Genomic DNA, 19,504 nt, shown 5'->3' with positions numbered 1-19,504 from the left:
CTAACGAAGCTTTTTCTTTTTCCATGTCTTTTTGTGGCAGTTGTAATTTATTCATTTTTTATCACAGTCAAGTATTGCATATATATTGTACCATAACCTTGATAATGATTTAGGATTGCTATATATCATCAAAATATTAAATTTTATTAAAGACGACAAGTTATTGTGCCACTTACTATTAAAATAAATAAGATAAATTTTTATGTTTGACAAATAAGCAGATGGCAATGCAATTAAGTAAGGGTGAGAGATTTAATCTCTCTCAAGAAGCGCCGGATTTAAACAAAATGGCGATCGCCCTCGGTTGGCAGGTAACGGAGGCAGGACAAAGCTACGACATTGATGTGTCTGCATTTATGCTAGGTTCGGACGGCAAATTACCTGACGATAATTTTTTTATCTTTTACAATAATCTGCAATCCTCTGACGGTTCCGTACTGCAATCGATTCCTGCAAACAGCCCAGGCAAAGAAAATAAGACTATTTACGGGATTATCTTAGAAAAAGTTAATCCTGAAATTGTGGAAATAACTTTTGTTGTCACTATTCACGAAGCAGATAAGATTAATGCAAGTTTTAGCAATATCAGAAATAGTTTTATCAAAATTATCAATTTGGATACCGGAATCGAACTTGTGCGGTATGAATTAACAGAGAATTTTACGGTAGAAACGGCTCTAGAATTTGGTCGTTTGTATAGAAAGAATGGAGAGTGGAGATTTCAGGCGGTAGGAGCGGGATATCAAGCTGGATTAAAGAGTTTTGTTGACAAGTATTCTAGCTGAAATAGCAATAATTTAGAAACCGGGTTTTGTAGAAAGCCCGGTTTTTACTTACGTAATTATATCTAAGTAAATCTCAATAAATTCAGATACAGGCAGCACCTATTTTTAATCTAACCCGCTCTTCTCAGCAAAATATTAAATTTTATTAAATATGAAAATTTATTGTGCTATTTAATATTAACATGAGCGTTATAAAGTTTTATGTTTGACAAATAAGCAGATGGCAATGCAATTAAGTAAGGGTGAGAGATTTAATATATCTAAAGCAGCGCCGGATTTAAAAAAAATGGCGATCGCCCTCGGTTGGCAGGTGACAGAGGCAGCACAAAGTTACGAGATTGATGTCTCTGCGTTTATGCTAGGTTCTGACGGCAAAACACCTAACGATAAATATTTGATCTTTTACAATAATCTGCAATCCTGTGACGGTTCGGTACTGCAATCGATTCCTGAAAAAAACAACCTAGGTCAAGAGAACAAGACTATTTACGGCGTTATTTTAGATAAAATCAATCCTGAAATTGAGGAAATAACTTTTGCTGTCACTATTCATGAAACACAAGAACTCAAGGAAAATTTTAGCAATATCACAAATAGTTTTATCAAAATTTGCAATTTGGATACAGGAAGCGAACTTGTTCGGTATGAATTAAAAGAGAATTTTTCCCGAGAGACTGCTGTAGAATTTGGTCGTTTGTATAGAAAGAATGGAGAGTGGAGATTTCAGGCGGTAGGACAAGGATATCAAGCCAGATTGCAGAGTTTTGTTGACAAGTATTGCAGCGGAAATAGCAATAATATTGCTCCGATTACTAACGAGTTGACAGCGGGAACAGCAGCAGCAGCAGATGATTTGCAGTTGCCGGCTTGGGAGTTGGAGGTGGAGTCAGAACCGCAACCTTCCGGCGAGACGGGGAGTCCGCTACGATCGCAAATTAACACTCAAATTAATTCGGGAAGCCGCAAGATACCCGCAGCTTTATTAGCAGGTTTAGGGGTTTTTGTGTTGGGGACAGGTGCAGGTGCGATCGCCTTTATGCGATCGGGAAATGAAACGCACAAGCAAGCCAAAATACTGGAAGTTGAAACGCAGAATGCAGCCCAAGCAACCGATGTAAATCTGCTCAGAAGTTTCGATAAACGACTGAAAGAAACGATCGCCAATTTAGAGAAAATTCCTAACTTCCCCGGTTTTGGGTATCAACAAGCTAGAGCTGATTTGCTGAAACTGCGCCCTAGTGTGGTTCCTGTAGAGCGAAATTTACAGGCGGCAGAAAGTCTAGAAAAAGCTCAAAAATTGGCGATGGAAGCTGCTGTGCTCGTGCAAAAACCGCCTCATCCGATGGAAGTTTGGCATCAGTCGCAAAATAAATGGCAACAGGCGATCGCGCTTTTAGAAGCGATCGAGTCACGTACACCTGTTTACAATTTAGCTCAAAATAAGTTATCTAGTTACCGGGCCAATCGCGCTGTTATCAGTCAAAGACTGGCGATCGCTCAAAAAGCCACGAACTTCAGCAACCAAGGTTCTTTGAAAATTCAAAAAGGAGATGTTGCGGGGGCGATCGCAAATTTTACTCAGGCTTTAGGGCTGAATCCCAACATCCCTCAAGCTTATCTCGGATTGGGAATTGCTACTGCCAAACAGGGAAACAAGCAGCAGGCAATTTACAATTACGATCGAGCACTGCAATTAAATCCTAACTTGGCAGAAGCTTATTTCGGTCGCGGTCAAGCATACTATGAATTGGGAGACAAGCAAAAGGCGATCGGGAATTACGAACAAGCTATTCGCGTTAATCCTAATTATGGTTTGGCTTATTTGGAACGAGGTGCTATTCGCTGTATGCTAGGAACTAAATCGCAAGCAGTAGCAGACTTTAACCAAGCAGGAGAAATTTTCTCAAAGCAGGGAGACGGAAATAATTACCAATTAGCAAAAAACTTTATTAATAACTGTCAAGAACCGACTGCACAGGCTGTAATCTGCGATTATCGAAGGAATATAGACTCCTTGGGGCGACCCTGCGGTCGGTCTGTTAGTGTTCCGATTATAATTAAAAGAAAATCCGCGATCGCTGGATCGAACTCTGACTCTACTGATGTTAAAAGCAGTAGCAGCGCTGAAAAAATCTCACCTGACAATTCTGATAGCAGCAGCACAAGAACTCGCAGCAGGAGAAGAAGTAAAAGGTAAATTTTAGTCGGATTCGTTCATAGATGACAAAATTTGCTCGTAAGCTTCGATGGTTTGTCGGGCGAGATCCTCCCAGTTATAATACTTTTTAGCATAAACTTGCCCGTTAAAGCCTCTGCGCTGCCTTTCCTGTGGTGCGAGGAGGGCTGATTCGATCGCGCGGGCGAGATCCCGTACCTCCAGAGGCACCACCCACCCAGCCTCCGCTTGCTGGATGTCTTCGCAGATATAAACGCGATCGGAAATAACCACAGGTACACCCGCAGCCATCGCTTCTGCTACGGCAATACCAAAGTTTTCGTAAGAAGAAGGCAACACAAATAAGTCGGCTTTTCTCAAAAGTTCAGCTTTTGAATCACCGCTAACAAAACCCGTTATTGTAGTAAATTTTTCTAAAATTGATTTTTTTATTTGGACTTTAATTTTGGCTTCGTAATCGGCATCTTGGGGATTAGAACCTGCTAAAATAAAGTTAAATCTTAGATTATCTGCTAAAATACTTTCCAGTGCCGGAATTAGCAATTCTAATCCTTTTTTGGGTTCGATTCGCGACATGAATAAGATTATTGGGATTTGAGGAGTGGTCAATATATCAGGATAAGAATTAGCTACATAAAAGTTTGTAGTAAGGACTTCAGTCCTTCCTTCCCCAGTCTCTGTTAAAAATGGGGAGACAGGAAAAGCGCGATCGAAATCAGCCGTCACCCCCAATGGAATCACCAAATCTCGTGGCACAGGCATCTTGCCTGTGCTATCCAAACCAAACCTTTCTGAAACTTTAGCTTCTTCCTTGCTGGTAAAATGAATTGCTGCCGCACCTGCTAAATTAGGTCGTTCTAAGATTGCGGAATAAATCTGTTTCAAGAATTTTTTCTTCTGCAAATCTGCCGGATCGAGCATACCGCAGGGCCGGATAATATACGGTAACTTGCGATCTCTGGCAATTGTCGCGGCGAAAGTAGTTACTGGCGAGAACAAAGCGTGAATGTGAGCGAGGTCAAATTGCCGCGCATTTTCATTCAACCACTGCAATAAACTCAGGGAAAACTTATATCTGCGAAACGGAGAACAGCGGAAATAAATAATCTGATAACCATTTTGTTCGATCGGTATATTTAACGGCACATCTAAAGGATCTTGACCGATATCTCCATTAGAATCTGTGGTGATAATTGTGACATCAATGCCTTGGGAAGCGAGGGCGGCAGAAAGTCCCAGTACCATTTGACTCGGGCCGCCGTAGACGAGAGAAATTGAGGGGATAATTTGAAGGATTCGCATGATTAGCAGTTGCGCTTAGTTCCGGTAGCTGGTTGTGTTATTATATAAAAAATTGCAAGATTTGCACTTTATACTAATTTAGGCGATCGGAGGCAAGTTATGCTGATTGGATTCAGCGTCGGCAACTACAAATCTTTTAAAGAAACTGTCACACTTAGCATGGTAGCTTCGTCAATTACGGAGGACGATCGAGAGCTTGACGAAAATAATGTATTTGAAATCAATCATAGATTAAAATTGCTGAAAAGTGCTGCTATTTATGGAGCAAATGCCAGCGGCAAAAGCAATCTTGTTGCTGCTGTTAACTTTATGAAGTGGTTTGTCCTCAACTCATCCAAAGAAACGCAAGTTTCAGAGGCGATCGATATTGAAGCATTCAGGCTAAGCACAGAAACAGAAAAAGAGGCATCCTTCTTTGAAATCGTTTTCTTGCTAGAAGGCAAAAATTTTAGATATGGTTTTGAGATCAATGCTGAACAGGTTGTTGCTGAGTGGTTGTTTAAAAGTGATGAAGATTCAGAAAAAATGCTTTTTGAACGGGATTTTGACAATTTTATATTAGATGATTTCCCGGAAGGACAAGGTATTAGCGATAAAACTAGAAGCAATGCTTTATTTCTGTCTGTTGTCGCACAATTTAATGGTAAACTTTCTGGCAAAATTCTGCTGTGGTTCAGTAAAACTTTGCAATTGATATCAGGCTTGCAAGATAGGCAATACCGCAAGGAAACTTTAGAGTCTTTTGAGAACGATCGCCACAGGCATGATATTATTGAATTTATCAAAAAATTAGACTTGGGTATTGCTGATATCCAAATCATAAATAAACCTGTATTTATTATTTCCCAGAACACCGCATTATATGGTGGTTCATACGGTAGTTTATATCCTACTTCTGAAAGCAAACCAGCCGTGAAAACAGTTCATCGGAAATATGATGCTGACGGTAAGCAGGCTGCTATAGAAATATTCGATATTGAAAAGCATGAGTCTGAGGGAACAAATAAATTGTTTGCATTAGCAGGGCTGCTTCTCGATACTTTGAGGACAGGAAAGATTTTATTCATAGATGAACTTGATGCCCGACTTCATCCGTTGATTACTCGTGAATTAATCTGCTTGTTCAATTCTAAGGAGACTAATCCCCACAACGCACAGCTTATATTCACGACACACGACACAAATCTGCTCAGCAGCAAGGCTTTTCGCCGAGATCAAATATGGTTTACCGAGAAAGACAATAAGGGCGCTACTGATTTGTACTCTTTAGTAGAGTATAAAGTAGGAAAAGATGCCTCATTTGAGCGCGATTACATCATCGGTAAGTATGGCGCTATCCCTTTTGTTGGTAATTTCAAAGAACTTCTAGGTGAACTTTATGCCTAAAAAAAGTTCGTCCCGAAGAACTATTGATTACTCTAACAGAAAAGTTAAAAATAGAAACTGGTTTTTAATCGTGTGCGAAGGTGAAAAAACAGAACCCAACTATTTTAGAAGTTTTCCGGTAGACACAAAGGTAATCAAGCTTGATATCAAGGGAGAAGGGAAAAATACGAAGAGTTTAGTAGAAAAAGCTATTGAGTTAAAAAATGACTCGGAATACGACGAAAGCGATCGATTTTGGTGTGTCTTCGATCGCGATATTAACGGTAAAAATTCTAACGACGCGCAAAATTTTAATGCAGCTATGACTCTTGCCAAAAATAACGGCATTAAAGTAGCGTACTCTAATGATGCTTTTGAACTTTGGTATTTACTACACTTCCATTTTTATAATAATGGAATTTCTCGCAAGGATTATCAAAATATGTTGACGAAGTTGCTCGGACACGAGTATCAGAAAAACAGTGAAACGATTTATGAGGAACTGAAAAATAAACAACAGGATGCAATTAAACACGCAAAACGGCTGTTGTTGCAATACGATCGCCCTAATCCTGAAAGTGATAATCCTTCAACAACTGTGCATCTGCTAGTGGAAGAACTTAATAGTTTTATTCCTAAGAGTTAATGATTTTTGACAGGATATACCTTAAATATAGCCTTTCTCAAAAAGATGAGGTATGACTGGCAGTCCACACAATCCTTAGACTAAGAGGGCTGAAGCCCAACAACGTACCTCATATTTCTGAGAACCGCTATACCTTAAATCTACTTGGTATTAGCACAATTTGACTTCTTCTCATGAGTCTGTGTGTCCCATAGATGCGCGAGATAAAATTTATCCGATCGGGCTAACCCAAGGGTGTTGTGATACGATCGAGCAAGATTAATCATGGAGAATACTAAAAATGACTGTTCATTTTTAAGTAACTTTAGGAGTTGAATCAAAAATGGCCAAACAATCTCTTTCATTGATGCCGATCGCAATTTCGATGTTAGCCGCCATTGGTTATCCGACAACCAATGCAGCCGCTACCGCCGAAGTATCGCCATTACAGCCCACAGCATCAGCCATAACCGTCGCACAGAATGCCACTCCCAGCGACACGAATGAAAAGCTTCCTGACGTGCCGGCAAAGCTACAAGTGCCTGCCGGTAATGCTTTGACATCCCAAATGTCAGCAAAAGGCGTGCAAATTTACGTGTGTCAACCCAAAACTGGCGATCGCACTCAATTTGAATGGACATTAAAAGCACCGGAAGCTGATTTATTTAATCCAAGTGGTGCATTAGTTGGCAAACATTACGGTGGCCCAACTTGGGAGTATACTCAAGACAAGAGTAAAGTCGTTGGCGAAGTAAAAGAACGTGTAGATTCGCCCGATCGCACTACGATTCCTTGGGTGCTACTAAGTGCCAAAAGCAATGAAGGTAACGGCTTGTTTAGCAAAGTTACCTATATCCAGCGGGTGAATACTAAAGGTGGCAAAGCCCCAGCTACAGGATGCGATTCCTCAAAACAAAATAGCACTACCCGCGTGGATTACACAGCAGATTACTACTTCTTTTCTGCCAATAAGTAATACCCTTGTTAAAAGGTTTTGCGGGAAAAGAAGCGTTTGGTTTATTTGCACGAACCCTTGAATAACCAAAGTGCGTCGCTATGAGATTCTTGATGTGTAGTTAGGAATTTTTCTTCATGGCGACACACCCTACGACTTCTACCTTCTGCTACAAAAGTTGTTTGTAAAAATCTAATAACTGCTCAGCTAAGGCTTGATTTGTATAACTTGTCATAACTTTATAATAACCCCGATCGCCCAAATCAACAGCAAAATCCCGCGATTCCATCAATTGCTGCAAACAATCTCGCAAAATCCCTGCATTTCCCTCGGGGAAGACTAACCCCGCATCGCCGATAACGTGGGGAATTTCGCCGCAATCGGAACCGATAACCGGGATTTTACAAGCCATCGCTTCAATTAAAACATGACCAAATTGTTCTTTCCAGCCCACGGTAGTCAAAGTTTTGAATTTATAGCTGGTTTGCGAGGGCAATACCAAACAGTTCATTAAGTTCATGTAAGGTGGAATTTCTTCATGGGAAACGCTTTCTACCCAGATTATTCGTTCGCTGATGCCCCATTCTATACATTTTTGTTCCAGGTGGGACTGCAATTTTCCTTGTCCTACTAACAACCACTTCCAAGGGAGTTGTTTCAATCCTGCTAATGCTTCAGCTAAAGTTAGCAGTCCTTTTTCTTCGACAAATCGCCCGACAAATCCTACCACAAAATCCCCTGGTTTAATGCCGAATTTTCTGGACAACTCAATATCTTTAGCAGCAGGCACAAACAATTTTTCGTCTACTCCTAGTTGGGGCATTACTGCCATCGCACCTGTGTAGCCCCGCTGGTACAAAATTTTAGAGCCATCTAAATTGCCGGCAATAATTCCGTCGGTATTCTGAAGATTGAAATTTTCTAATACAGAAATAGGCCATTTCAATTCATAGGATAGGTTCCACCAGGTAAATAATATATTTTTTGCTTTGAGTTTGAGTAATTTGTTGAGGATAATTAATTGGCTATAGGCTAGGGATTTTGAACCTTGTTCGACTTGGATAATCTGTGGCTTGAATTCCTGTAAAAGTCTAATTATATCTGTGCCAAATGTTAGCAAGCCTTGATTGTTTTGACTGAAGTTGGAGATGGGAACTATTTTAAATGAGTCTTCTTGATAAAATTCGGTTTCGATGATTTTATTTTGTACGCCTCCGGGTTTCCAGCGTCGCGGCACTACAATTGTTACTTCAATATCGGGTTCTAAATTGGCTAATATTTTAAATTTTTCCCGATTTATGTCAACTATATAGGTGTGGCTAGCAACGAGTATTCTCATTTTTAGTTATTAATCATTAGCTAGAAGTTAGTAGTTAGATTGGTTTGTAGTAAGGACTTTAGTCCTTCTTGACTAAAGACTGGAGAGAGGACTGAAGTCCTCACTACAAACTTATATAAAGATTGAATTAATTATAAGTTGGCACGATCTTGATGGGTATAAATTTGTCCGTCATTCCATAAAGACTGAATTAATGTATTGAGGGCGCTAATCAAGCCGAGGATATAAAAATTAAGTCGAATAACGATTTTAATGGGCGATCGACTTTTATGACAAGGTGGATGTCCCAAAACGTGGCAGTCGAAGAGTTTGGCAAAAAATTGCAGGCATTGAAAGACGGTTAAATTTTTCAATCCCATGAGGAAGTGGTTGTGATAAAATGTGATTTGATATTCGATCGATCGCGTGCTGACATCGTGACATCCGCCGCTTTCTTCCCCCAAGTGAACTAAACAAGCACTGGGATCGTACCAAATTTTCATGCCAGTCGATCGCAATCTCAAACAAAAATCCGACTCCTCTCGCACCGCACTCCCTACAAACCGCTCGTCAAAAGTCAAACCCCACTCGGCAAAAACCTGGCGGCGAAACGACATATTGCAGCCCCTAGCCGAGAGTACCTGCTGCGGTTGTACCGTATGCACCAAATCGATAAAATACCAAGCAATGCCCGGATTCATGGCTTCTGGGGGCAAAAAGTCGATCGTCAAATCGCCTCCAGAATTACCCAATTTCATTCTGTCAAAAACCCTGCCCGCCACACATCCCACATCCGGTTTTGCTAAATAATTGCCAGCATGAGCCGCCAAAAAACCATCCGGCAATTGTACATCATCATCAATAAATAAAATAATCTCTCCCACAGCGCGCCGCACAGCATAATTTCGAGCTCCCGGCAAACTCGCCCAATCTACCCGAAACCACCGAATTTTCCCCGCAGTTGCCAATTCCTCTAAATAAACTTTAGTTTCCGATTCGTGAGTGCGAGTTTGATCGATTACCAGCACTTCAAAATTCGGGTAATTTTGCCGAATCGCGTCAGCCAATGTCTCTCGCAGGGTTTGCTCGCGGTTGTAGGTAGGTATCACAACAGAAATCATCATTCGCAGTTGCCAATTTAATTATTTTTCTAAACGCCAAAGCCATACATCGCCCGGTTTGTAAATTGGTGTGATTTTATATTTTTGCACTTTTTCTAGTTCAAATCGCAACATCTCGGTGCTTCTGTAGAGAAATACATCGCTAAAACCGTCGGGAATTTTAACTTGCTCGGGTTTCACTGCTAGCAAAAGCTTTACTTGCGGCTTCAGCAAATAGCTGACAGACAGTATTTTTCCGGTGAGGTTGTTGCCTCCGTGACATATCACTAAAGGTTTTTGGGCTTGATTGACAATCGCTGCTATTGCTGGATTGTGTTTAGTGCTGGAAGGATACTTGTTCCACCAAAGTTGTGACTGTGAGCTGACGGCACAAGAAACTATTTCACTCGATATTAGGGCTATTAAACCGAGCTGCCATAGTTTTTGTCGTGGATTGTTGGCGGTGGCAATTTTAGCGGTAAAGAGGTAGGCAACAGCTAGCTGGATTCCTAAAATATAGGGAACTAGATAGCGATCGGCAACGCCTCCTACTGCTATCAATACTATCGCTGTAATTCCGATCGCTGTCAATACCAACAGCCAAACTCGTTTGGGAGTTGAGTAGCAAAGCAAATAGATTGAATGTGCGATCGCTAATATTAATAGAACTGCTACAATCAGTCTGATTGAATCAGTAGTAGTATTGCCAGAACCTAATTTGATGATTCCACCTGCCCAATGGGTGTCAATAAAAATTCTACAGGTAATAATAAATAAAGGTTTAAGTGAAGATAGGGGCGAAAGAGAAAGATGGGGCAAACCTACTGTTGCAGCGATTCTGGGCGAGTTATTAACTAATACGAAAATCCAAGGGGCGAAAATGAGTGTTGCTGTCGCTGAAGCTAGTAAATAAGCAATTAATGTTTGGCGAAACCGCAAATTTTCAGTTATAATTACGTAGATACCGTGGGCTAATATTACTAAAAAAAATAATAAACTAGAATAGAGTCCTACAGTCAGGGCGATCGCATAAATCAACCAAACGGCTTGGCTCAATTTAGATGTAGATTTAGATGTATATTTAAATGTAGATTTAAATGTGGCGGTAGATTTTTGTAGGGCGATCGCCCGCAGCAGAATGGCATTCGACAGCAAGACGAGGACAGCAAACATCATATACGGCCTTGCCTCTTGCGCGTACAAGACGTGAAAAGGCGACACAGCCACGATCGTCACAGCCATCCATCCCGCAGGCCTAGAGCGAAATAATTCCCAGCACAGCCAATAAACGCTGGGAAAAATCAACAAACTCATCCAAGCTGAAAGACTTCTGACAGTTGCCACTTCCGGGCCGAACCACTGCACCCAAAATCGGGCTAAAATAAAATATAGCGGCGGTAGTTGAGGTTCTTCTGTAGCTAAACCTTTAACTGTATCCAACCAACTTTTTTCGGGATTTATCTGCTGGTATTTCCGCTGCAAATCTTGAACGCTAATTGTTTTTCCTTGAAAATCTTGCTGTACCATTTCCGTCCAGGTGTAGCCAGAAATTCGCAGCGAGGTGATAGATTCGTCGAAGGAGTAGACTTTGCGATCGAGGTTTGTAAATCTAAAAAATATCCCCGTTATTAATATGACGATAATTAAATTTTTTAACCAAGTTCGGTGTAACCGCCCATTTTTAATTGATTTGCTGTTCATAAAATCAGAAATGGGGAATTGAAGAAAGAACGATTTAGCGCTCTATTATAGAGGCAATAAGAATGAGGAAGTAATTTCAATATTCCCTATATGTTACTAGATGATTCTTGCCATTGGTGTGAACTCAATCTCAAACATAGCATTAACCTAATGTCGATGCCTCTTGCCTAAATCCCCCCTCACACTCCGTAGGTACGTTGTTGGGCTTTAGCCCTCTTTAGGCGTATATCCAAAGAGGGCTAAAGCCCAACAACGTACCTAATTTGTAATGACAATCAAACCTCCCTTAGGACGGGATCTGGCAAGAGTCCGATCGACGACGAGATATCAAAGGATTTCAGATAACACTTCCTTCTTCCTTCTTCCTTCTTCAGATAGCGATGTGTTGCTGAACGGCTAAGACTAAATTTTCAGTCCAGAAATTAGCTAAGTCGGCGCTGGCAGCTTCTACCATAACTCTGATTAGGGGTTCAGTGCCAGAAGCGCGAACCAAAATCCGTCCCTGTTCTCCCATTGCAGTTTTAGCGCGATCGATCGCCTTTTGCATGGGTTCGCACTCGTGCCATTTTAGGCGTTTTTCGCGATCGTCCACCCGCACATTGACCAACAACTGCGGATATGTTTGGAAACTGTCACTTACCAATTGTGACAAAGATTCCCCAGACTCTCGCACCAGCGAAGCTATATGCAAAGCTGTCAACAAACCATCGCCACTAATACCGAAATGCGGACAAAGAATGTGCCCCGACTGTTCGCCGCCCAACATCGCACCAGTGCGCTGCATTTCAGCGTGAACGTGCTGATCTCCGACGTTGGTTCTAGTTAGTTTGCCCCCCAATTCTTCCCAAGCTCGCTCGAAGCCGAGGTTAGCCATTACAGTAGAAATAATTAAATTATCCGGTAACTGTTCGGAGGCGCGCAATTGCTGGCCCCACAGATAAAGAATGTAATCGCCGTCAATCGATCGACCTTTGTTGTCAACACCCAAAACTCGATCGGCATCGCCATCAAAAGCAAATCCCAAATCGGCATTGTGTTCCAAAACCGCCGCTTGCAAACTTTCGAGATGAGTCGAACCGCAGTTAACATTAATGCGAGATCCATCTGGAGAATTGTGCAAACAGATCGCATCCGCCCCCATTTGCTCAAACACCGCCGGCGCCAAACCAGCAGCAGCCCCCCAAGCCAAATCCAAAACCACCCGCATTCCCCGCAAATTCATCTGTTGCAGCGAATTAGAGAGAGAAGTAGCATAATCTTTAATCAACTCTGGGCGGTGGTAGTGATGCCCCAAAGCCAAGCTAGCAATCGGAACCTTAGCCCCTCGGATTCCCGCTTCGATTTGTTCCTGTAAATGCTGAGACAGCTTTGACCCGTTGGGGCCGAAAAACTTAATCCCGTTATCTTCTGGGGGATTGTGGCTAGCCGAAATCATTACTCCGCCCACAGACTGCGAAATGCTTGCCAGATAAGCAACGCAGGGAGTGGGGCACAATCCCAAATTCCACACTTCCAAACCGGCGGCTGTCAAACCAGCCGACAGTGCCATTGCCAGCATATCGCTGGAATTTCTGCTGTCTTGTCCCAAAATCACAGGGCCCTGGTTGGGGGCATTTTGGCGTAAAACTTGCCCAGCCCAGAATCCAACTTGCAGCGCTAGGGGTGCAGTCAGCAATTCTCCAACTTTCCCGCGAATTCCGTCTGTGCCGAAAAGTTTTGTATTGGGCAGGGAGAGGGTATTTCCCAGCAAAATCGTATCGCGTTTGACTGGTTGTACCGAGTTAGTAGCCGAAAACTCGCTGCCGCGATGGCGCGAAGGTGTCTGAACCATATTCACTCCTTTAGGAATATTCACACTCACACTTTGCAGTTCATGTTACAACTGAAAGATCTTTTTTTCAGCGTAAAGTTAATTTATTTCGAGGATTTCTCAGAAAACTTGCTTTGACAAGCTACGGAGCAAGTTTAACTTCTTCAGAAAAATTTGTATGTTATCTCAAGGACAAACTTTGATGGAGCGTGCCAACAGGATCGTAGCGATCGCCCTTGGGGACGCTTCCACACGGATTTGAGACGATCCCGATCGCCTTTGAGTATGTCAGCAACCGCGAGTATAAAAAGTTAATGCTGTATTCCCGTATACTTTTTGTCGGCAAATTTCTAGGCCGGGAATCGGTTGGGTCGATCGCTCCGGGCTGTGTTCGATCGCGATTTCGCCATCAGGTGCTAGCATTTCTTGGCTGGCGATCGCGTTCAACACAGGTTCGTACAAGTCGCTGGCGTAGGGCGGATCGAAATAAATGCGATCGAACTGCTGTGGCGATAATGAGGCCAATTTGGCGATCGCATTTCCCCGCAATATCTGGAATACTTGAGACTCGTCTGCTATTTTCTCCCAGTTTTCGCGGATAATTGCACAAGCCTTCGCCGACTGTTCGATGCCGGTGACACTGGAAGCCCCCCGACACAAAGCTTCTGCTCCCATCGAGCCGCTACCGGTACAGATGTCAAGCCATTTGCAATCTGCGATCGACCCCTGCCAAATATTAAATAAAGCCTCTCTAACTCGCGCAAGTGTCGGGCGAGTTGCAAGTCCCGGCAGAGTTTTGATTTGACGGTTTCCGTAGATTCTGATACTCATAAGAAGAAGGAAGAAGGAAGTTCGGCAACGGATTCTGTAACGGATGTAACGGATGTAAAAGTATTTGTAGGGTGCGTCGCCATTAAAAATCTCTCGCATTCAATGGACAATCTTATATAGCAATCCTAAATGATTCATGAAGATTTGTAGGGGTAGTGTCCCCGTGCCTACCCCCTATCTATCGGGGCAACCGGGATTTTAAACAACTCCTATAATAACTATGAAAATGATTGAGGATTGCTATAGCCTTGACTGTTAACATTTAACTGTTTAAACAATACCAATACAACCGGAAACGATATTAGGAATGAGAATTAAATAACTTACAATTTGATATTTTTTGTGGGATGGGGCCAAAGAGCCCGTTATTTCTGGACGGGTTCTTTGGGCCCATCCCACTTTCAAGAGTGTAAATTATTTAATTTGCGCTCCTAAGAGGGCGGGCACGCACCATCCACCGCCCCTACTACTGTCACAGGTCAACTTTTTGGGAAAATTGTATCATTTAAAACCCAGATTTGACAGTATTTTCTGCTTGATTAGATTCAGGAACTGGTGCCTGGGCTTGTTTGACACACAATACAGCATTGCTGACTACCAGTGATACTAACACCACTTTAACAGGAAACGAAACAGGAGGAGTATTCATAAATTTATAATTAGTAATTAGTAATTAGTAATTAGTAATTGGTAATTAATTCTGAAGTTTGGGCAACCACCGACGATTGCCCTAGGGAATAACAACTATCAAAAGTTGTTGATAATCACCGGTTGGGTTTGCCGCGCCGGAGGAGATGCCGGTACAGGAGCAGGATAAGGTTGTGGATAAACCGGATAACCTGGTTGCGGATATCCAGGTGCAGGTGGATATGTTGGTTGTTGATAAATTGGCTGTTGATTCGGTTGTCCGGGATATTGAGGTGCAGCATTTCCCGGAAAAGTTTCAGGAGCACCAGCAGTTCCTTGGGGAAATTGCTGTTGATTTTCTGGGAGATTTTGAGGATTAGATGGAATTCCCAAGATGCCTTCAACAGCGCGACGGAGAATTGGTCTCAGGGGAATTGCTAAACTCATTTCGGCGCTTGATGCGATCGCCATTACAGACAGCGTTCCGACAATAGCTAGTTTTCCGAATCCTTTTTGCAGTTGGTGTTGAGCAATCATGGTTTGTCTTCCTTGTCAAGTGATTTTAGATTTTGGATTTTAGATTTTAGTTGAATTCACAGATAAGTATGGGTATTCAACTAAAATCTAAAAGTTAAAGTGTTGGTGAATAGATAGATGCAGCCGAGAACTAAGGCATGGGGCGAGAATTGGGTGCGTTGCCGTTAACATAAGCACTGGGAACCCAGAAATTTGTACCAGCAATTTTGTACCAGCGAGCATCAGGAGTTCCCAACTGCAAATCGTTGACAACTTCGCCGTAAGTCCAGCCGTCAAAATTGAGATTTTGGCGAAAACGTACCATTTGATTGCTGCGATCGCCCAGCCTCGGACTGTTCCGCAAAGTAATACCGTTAGAAGACATTACCCAAGCTGGGAAATTTGCTTGGCGGAATCCGGTTTGCGGCTGCTGAACAGGCTGCTGAACAGGCTGCTGCTGTCCTGGATTCGAGTTGTTTGAGCGCACCCAAAACGAGACATCCCGGCGGTCGTTAACAGAGGTTCCAAAGTTAGTAACGTTGACATTGTTGCAATTAAATTCCCCGAACAAGCCGCGAGTTCCTTGGTTGGTACCTCGAACGGCGATCGTGCCGTCGCCGTTAACTCTTTCTACTACTCCAATGTGTCCGTGAACGGTTCTATCTGCTCCGGGGAAAGAAGGCTGCATAACTACTACAGCACCGGATTGAGGGCCAACTTGAGTGAAGCCGTTGCGTTGTAAAACAGAGCCGTAATCTTTGGCACTCCAAACATAGGGAGGACGCAGTTGAAAGCGATTGTTTGCATAATGTACGCACTGACAAAATGATGATGCTGCGGCTGGCTTGATGTTGGAGAAACTCGCAGTTGCGACTGTGCTGGCGGCGGTAAAAGCAGTGAACAAAGCTAGGGAGATTTTGGAGGAAGAAGTAAATAATTTCATGGTTGATTTCTGTTTTTTTGTTTGTAGTTGTTTGTGGTTGCTTGCTTAACTGTTGATACTTTCCCACAATTAAAAAGTCATGTCTGCGGAAGAATCGGGAGTTAAGCAAGGAGTTAAGAATCTCGATAAATACCGAAACTTAGGATTTATTTCATCGCACCCAAAACGAGACATCGCGGCGGCCGTTAACAGAAGTTCCAAACTGGGTAACGTTGACATTGCCACAGTTGAATTCCCCGAACAAACCGCGATTTCCTTGGTTGCTACCTCGAACTGCGATCGTCCCGTTACCGTTAACTCTTTCAACTACTCCAATGTGTCCGTGAGTGCGATCGGCACCGGGGAATGAAGACTGCATAACAACGACTGCACCGGGCCCTGGCCCAACTTGACGGAAGCCGTTGCGTTGCAACACAGAACCGTAATCTTTGGCACTCCAAACATAGGGAGGACGCAGTTGAAAGCGATTGTTTGTGTAATGTACGCACTGGCAAAATGATGATGCTGCGGCTGGTTTGATGTTGGATAAACTCGCAGTTACGACTGTGCTGGCGGCGGCGAAAGCAGTTAACAAAGCTAGGGAGATTTTGGAGGAGGAAGTAAATAATTTCATGGTTGATTTCTTGTTTGTTTGCGGTTGTTTGCTTAACTGTTGATACTTTCGCAGAATCGCAAAAAAACCAAAAGCGAAGATCCGGGACTTAAACAGGGAGTTAAGGATGGGTCGAAATATTTTTGTCAAGCCTTTGCTCGGAAAGGGTTTCAGGCGTTATAAAATTTAAGGAGCGCAGTTTGTTAACTCCGGCTTCTCCTGAGTCGATCGCAAATTCCGATTAATTCCGGCGTACACCCGATATCTCGCCAGGTGTTTCGTCGCCAACCGCCGTCTCAAGCGGAGTGCGCGTGCTCACAGAGATCCCGATTTAAAATCTAAAATCTAAAATCTAAAATCTAAAATCCAAATGAATGTACCCAAAGCAAGGCGCGATCGCGGCAGAATACTTACAGACAAAGGATGGAAGAAAATCTGGGAGGCTATTTACCTCAAATTTCCCGATGGCCACAGCTTGCAGAAAATCTCTGAACAAACCGATCCTGGAAAGAATCGGAATTCTCCGTCTTTCGTCTCGACGGATACGGTGTCTAATATATTGAACCGGCGAGCACCTGCTGACAAAGCCAAAATTGAGAGTTTGTTTGCAGCTTTTGGACTGGAGCTCAAAGATGACGATCGCACTTCGGGGGATATTTCCGGCAATCTCGCGCCCGCGCCCACTCCTCAAACCCGGCAAAATTGCAGCGAATTGCCGGATATTTCGGGTTTTTGCGGCCGCCGCGAAGAATTGGGTTTCTTGAAAAACTGGATTTCGGGCGATCGCTGTCGGTTAGTTGCGATTTTCGGGATGGGCGGAATTGGTAAAACTGCACTTTGCGCGCAATTAGCCAAGCAAATTCAGCACGAGTTTGATTTTGTCATCTGGCGGAGTTTGTCGAATCAGCCGAGTTGTCAAGATTTGGCGGCTGGCTTAATTCAATTTATCTGCGACTATCAGGGCAAAAAACTGCCGGAAAACCTCGGCGACGGGATTTCCGTTCTGATTGAGCATTTGCAAGCGCACCGCTGTTTGATTGTGCTTGACGGCGTGGAAACGATCTTAGATACGGGCGGTTTGGCTGGCAAATATCGATCGGGCTACGAAGATTACGAAAGACTATTCAGACAAATAGGAGAATCCAACCATCAAAGCTGTTTATTGCTTACCAGTTCCGAAAAATCCAGAGACATAGCTATGTTGGAAGGTCAAACTCGTCCCGTTCGATCTTATAAACTCACAGGTTTAGACAATATGGCAGCGCGGGAAATCCTGACAGAAAGAGGCTTAATTAAAGAAAAACAATGGGACGAATTGATTGACTGTTATGCCGCTCATCCTTTAGCCCTGAGAATTGTTTCAGCAATGATTTTAGAGTTATTTAACGGTAAAACTTCAGAGTTTATCAGAGAAAACACGGTATTTTTAGGTCAAATCAACCATATTTTATCCCAGCAATTTCAGCGACTTTCGGTGTTAGAAAAAGATGTAATCAAGCAGTTGGCTGCTGCGGGAACACCAATGGATCTAGCTCAATTGCGCGGCGGACTTGCTGAACCGGTTAAAACATCGAATTTGATGGAAGCGCTGGAATCTCTGGGATGGCGATCGCTAATTGAGAAAATCACAGTCAGCGGTAATGTCGCTTTCACGTTACAGCCGGTGGTGAGGAAATATGCGATCGAGCGATAGGTATTAGCTGGTACGATAAGGATTGCTATACACCGTTTGCAAAAAAAGCAGGTACGTAGTTGCGCTTAAGCGCTCTTTCCGCAGGTTTTAAAATTAATTGAGGTATGTAGTTGCGCTTAAGCGCTCTTTCCGCAGGTTTTAAAATTAATTGAGGTATGTAGTTGCGCTTAAGCGCTCTTTCCGACGTTTGATAGTCAACATATTTTTGACTGTGTTAAGAAGTCCGTAATTTGGGGTTTAGCGCTCTTTCCGATATCCCCAAAAGAGCGCTGAAGCGCAACTACGTACCTGGATTTAATAGACATTTTGCGAGATATCTATTACCTAAGCAGCAACTTTTGTCCTCACCAGACTGACAAAATTTGACAGCATTTGCAATCCCGTAGTCGAAGATTTTTCCGGGTGAAACTGTACGGCCATCAAATTGTCTTTAGCTACAGCCGCCGTCACAGTTTGGCTTCCATGCGTCACCACCGCAGCTTTTACTGTTGAATCAACCGGATCGACATAATAAGAATGCACTAAATAAACCCAAGGTTGAGGTGAGAGATTTTGCCACAATGGCAAATTCGGCTGAGTGTATTCTAATTGATTCCATCCCATGTGCGGAATGGTCAACCCAGGTTCCGATCGAAATCGGCGCACTTTTCCGGCAATAATTCCCATACCTGGTTCCGTACCTTCTTCGGAACTGTCAAACAGCATTTGCAAACCCAAACAAATGCCTAAAAAAGGTTTTCCAGAGGCGATCGCACTTTTTATCGGTTCTATCAAATTGCGCGATCGTAAATGCTGCATCGCCGGATCGAAGGAACCCACACCCGGCAAAACCACCGCATCAGCCTGATCGATGATAGCCGGAGAATCGGTAATTGTTGGCACTGCACCCACATTTTCCAAGCCTTTACAGACCGAGTGCAGATTGCCCATGTCATAGTCTACTACTGCAATGACAGACATTGACTTACTTGCCTTATATTATTAATAGAACTATTATTGCACAAAATTACCAACAACAAAGGTTCGTAGCCAGGACTTCAAAGGTTCGTAGTGCGGACTTCAGTCCGCAGAAATTCAGAGGACTAAAGTCCTCACTACGAACCTAACTAGGAACAAAGGTTCGTAGTGCGGACTTCAGTCCGCAGAAATTCAGAGGACTAAAGTC

The 19,504-nt window shown here is 43.0% G+C and carries 17 protein-coding genes; 6 read left to right on the top strand and 11 right to left on the bottom strand.

The window, feature by feature from the left end:
* Nucleotides 1-227: 227 nt before the first annotated feature.
* On the top strand, nt 228-785 hold the full coding sequence (locus QZ918_RS21245; RefSeq protein WP_293338173.1) for a TerD family protein: 558 nt from the start codon (nt 228-230) through the stop codon (nt 783-785).
* A gap of 226 nt (nt 786-1,011) precedes the next feature.
* The gene (locus QZ918_RS21240) at nt 1,012-2,982 is read left to right on the top strand and encodes a TerD family protein (protein WP_293338172.1); all 1,971 of its coding nucleotides are present in this window, start codon (nt 1,012-1,014) and stop codon (nt 2,980-2,982) included.
* Between the two features lie 3 nt (nt 2,983-2,985).
* Here QZ918_RS21240 and hpsP read toward each other — a convergent pair whose 3' ends face one another.
* Nucleotides 2,986-4,263, bottom strand: a complete 1,278-nt coding sequence (gene hpsP / locus QZ918_RS21235; RefSeq protein WP_293338171.1) for a hormogonium polysaccharide biosynthesis glycosyltransferase HpsP — start codon at nt 4,261-4,263, stop codon at nt 2,986-2,988.
* 99 nt (nt 4,264-4,362) lie between these two features.
* Here hpsP and QZ918_RS21230 point away from each other — a divergent pair, with 99 nt between their 5' ends.
* The 3 genes from QZ918_RS21230 (at nt 4,363) to QZ918_RS21220 (ending at nt 7,229) form a co-directional block, all read left to right on the top strand.
* Complete coding sequence (locus QZ918_RS21230; protein WP_293338170.1) at nt 4,363-5,649, top strand: AAA family ATPase; 1,287 nt, start codon at nt 4,363-4,365, stop codon at nt 5,647-5,649.
* Nucleotides 5,642-6,274 carry an RloB family protein gene (locus tag QZ918_RS21225; protein WP_293338169.1) on the top strand — a complete coding sequence of 211 codons (633 nt, stop codon included), beginning with the start codon at nt 5,642-5,644 and terminating at the stop codon, nt 6,272-6,274. The genes QZ918_RS21230 and QZ918_RS21225 overlap by 8 nt, the downstream gene beginning before the upstream one ends.
* A gap of 322 nt (nt 6,275-6,596) precedes the next feature.
* A complete protein-coding gene (locus QZ918_RS21220) occupies nt 6,597-7,229 on the top strand; it encodes a DUF3455 domain-containing protein (RefSeq protein ID WP_293338168.1) in 633 nt (210 codons plus the stop codon).
* Between the two features lie 148 nt (nt 7,230-7,377).
* Here QZ918_RS21220 and hpsO read toward each other — a convergent pair whose 3' ends face one another.
* The 9 genes from hpsO to QZ918_RS21175 all read right to left on the bottom strand — a co-directional run bounded on the left by hpsO (nt 7,378) and on the right by QZ918_RS21175 (nt 16,667).
* The gene (gene hpsO, locus QZ918_RS21215) at nt 7,378-8,547 is read right to left on the bottom strand and encodes a hormogonium polysaccharide biosynthesis glycosyltransferase HpsO (RefSeq protein WP_293338167.1); all 1,170 of its coding nucleotides are present in this window, start codon (nt 8,545-8,547) and stop codon (nt 7,378-7,380) included.
* Between the two features lie 131 nt (nt 8,548-8,678).
* On the bottom strand, nt 8,679-9,650 hold the full coding sequence (gene hpsN / locus QZ918_RS21210) for a hormogonium polysaccharide biosynthesis glycosyltransferase HpsN (RefSeq protein ID WP_293338166.1): 972 nt from the start codon (nt 9,648-9,650) through the stop codon (nt 8,679-8,681).
* Nucleotides 9,651-9,668: 18 nt separating this feature from the next.
* A complete protein-coding gene (locus tag QZ918_RS21205) occupies nt 9,669-11,327 on the bottom strand; it encodes a glycosyltransferase family 39 protein (protein WP_293338165.1) in 1,659 nt (552 codons plus the stop codon).
* Nucleotides 11,328-11,697: 370 nt separating this feature from the next.
* On the bottom strand, nt 11,698-13,158 hold the full coding sequence (gene glmM / locus QZ918_RS21200; protein ID WP_293338164.1) for a phosphoglucosamine mutase: 1,461 nt from the start codon (nt 13,156-13,158) through the stop codon (nt 11,698-11,700).
* 267 nt (nt 13,159-13,425) lie between these two features.
* Complete coding sequence (gene rsmD / locus QZ918_RS21195; protein WP_293338163.1) at nt 13,426-13,968, bottom strand: 16S rRNA (guanine(966)-N(2))-methyltransferase RsmD; 543 nt, start codon at nt 13,966-13,968, stop codon at nt 13,426-13,428.
* A gap of 505 nt (nt 13,969-14,473) precedes the next feature.
* On the bottom strand, nt 14,474-14,617 hold the full coding sequence (locus QZ918_RS21190) for a hypothetical protein (protein ID WP_293338162.1): 144 nt from the start codon (nt 14,615-14,617) through the stop codon (nt 14,474-14,476).
* Nucleotides 14,618-14,715: 98 nt separating this feature from the next.
* Nucleotides 14,716-15,132 (bottom strand): hypothetical protein, encoded by a 417-nt coding sequence (locus tag QZ918_RS21185; protein WP_293338161.1) that lies wholly within the window; start codon nt 15,130-15,132, stop codon nt 14,716-14,718.
* A gap of 130 nt (nt 15,133-15,262) precedes the next feature.
* A complete protein-coding gene (locus tag QZ918_RS21180; RefSeq protein ID WP_293338160.1) occupies nt 15,263-16,054 on the bottom strand; it encodes a CHAP domain-containing protein in 792 nt (263 codons plus the stop codon).
* A gap of 151 nt (nt 16,055-16,205) precedes the next feature.
* On the bottom strand, nt 16,206-16,667 hold the full coding sequence (locus tag QZ918_RS21175) for a CHAP domain-containing protein (RefSeq protein WP_293338159.1): 462 nt from the start codon (nt 16,665-16,667) through the stop codon (nt 16,206-16,208).
* A 349-nt stretch (nt 16,668-17,016) separates the two neighbouring features.
* Here QZ918_RS21175 and QZ918_RS21170 point away from each other — a divergent pair, with 349 nt between their 5' ends.
* Complete coding sequence (locus QZ918_RS21170; protein WP_293338158.1) at nt 17,017-18,339, top strand: NB-ARC domain-containing protein; 1,323 nt, start codon at nt 17,017-17,019, stop codon at nt 18,337-18,339.
* A 324-nt stretch (nt 18,340-18,663) separates the two neighbouring features.
* On the opposite strand, the gene hisH is transcribed toward QZ918_RS21170, so the two are convergent.
* Nucleotides 18,664-19,299, bottom strand: a complete 636-nt coding sequence (hisH, locus tag QZ918_RS21165) for an imidazole glycerol phosphate synthase subunit HisH (RefSeq protein WP_293338157.1) — start codon at nt 19,297-19,299, stop codon at nt 18,664-18,666.
* Nucleotides 19,300-19,504: the final 205 nt, after the last annotated feature.

The organism is Microcoleus sp. CAWBG58, from assembly GCF_020883045.1.
Lineage (GTDB): Bacteria > Cyanobacteriota > Cyanobacteriia > Cyanobacteriales > Microcoleaceae > Microcoleus.
This window is presented reverse-complemented; position numbering and strand designations above follow the sequence as displayed.

Bases quoted from the DNA above. Each gene is read 5' to 3' on its own strand.
- QZ918_RS21245 (WP_293338173.1), top strand. From the start codon at position 228: ATGCAATTAAGTAAGGGTGAGAGATTTAATCTCTCTCAAGAAGCGCCG.
- QZ918_RS21240 (WP_293338172.1), top strand. From the start codon at position 1,012: ATGCAATTAAGTAAGGGTGAGAGATTTAATATATCTAAAGCAGCGCCG.
- hpsP (WP_293338171.1), bottom strand. From the start codon at position 4,263: ATGCGAATCCTTCAAATTATCCCCTCAATTTCTCTCGTCTACGGCGGC.
- QZ918_RS21230 (WP_293338170.1), top strand. From the start codon at position 4,363: ATGCTGATTGGATTCAGCGTCGGCAACTACAAATCTTTTAAAGAAACT.
- QZ918_RS21225 (WP_293338169.1), top strand. From the start codon at position 5,642: ATGCCTAAAAAAAGTTCGTCCCGAAGAACTATTGATTACTCTAACAGA.
- QZ918_RS21220 (WP_293338168.1), top strand. From the start codon at position 6,597: ATGGCCAAACAATCTCTTTCATTGATGCCGATCGCAATTTCGATGTTA.
- hpsO (WP_293338167.1), bottom strand. From the start codon at position 8,547: ATGAGAATACTCGTTGCTAGCCACACCTATATAGTTGACATAAATCGG.
- hpsN (WP_293338166.1), bottom strand. From the start codon at position 9,650: ATGATGATTTCTGTTGTGATACCTACCTACAACCGCGAGCAAACCCTG.
- QZ918_RS21205 (WP_293338165.1), bottom strand. From the start codon at position 11,327: ATGAACAGCAAATCAATTAAAAATGGGCGGTTACACCGAACTTGGTTA.
- glmM (WP_293338164.1), bottom strand. From the start codon at position 13,158: ATGGTTCAGACACCTTCGCGCCATCGCGGCAGCGAGTTTTCGGCTACT.
- rsmD (WP_293338163.1), bottom strand. From the start codon at position 13,968: ATGAGTATCAGAATCTACGGAAACCGTCAAATCAAAACTCTGCCGGGA.
- QZ918_RS21190 (WP_293338162.1), bottom strand. From the start codon at position 14,617: ATGAATACTCCTCCTGTTTCGTTTCCTGTTAAAGTGGTGTTAGTATCA.
- QZ918_RS21185 (WP_293338161.1), bottom strand. From the start codon at position 15,132: ATGATTGCTCAACACCAACTGCAAAAAGGATTCGGAAAACTAGCTATT.
- QZ918_RS21180 (WP_293338160.1), bottom strand. From the start codon at position 16,054: ATGAAATTATTTACTTCTTCCTCCAAAATCTCCCTAGCTTTGTTCACT.
- QZ918_RS21175 (WP_293338159.1), bottom strand. From the start codon at position 16,667: ATGAAATTATTTACTTCCTCCTCCAAAATCTCCCTAGCTTTGTTAACT.
- QZ918_RS21170 (WP_293338158.1), top strand. From the start codon at position 17,017: ATGAATGTACCCAAAGCAAGGCGCGATCGCGGCAGAATACTTACAGAC.
- hisH (WP_293338157.1), bottom strand. From the start codon at position 19,299: ATGTCTGTCATTGCAGTAGTAGACTATGACATGGGCAATCTGCACTCG.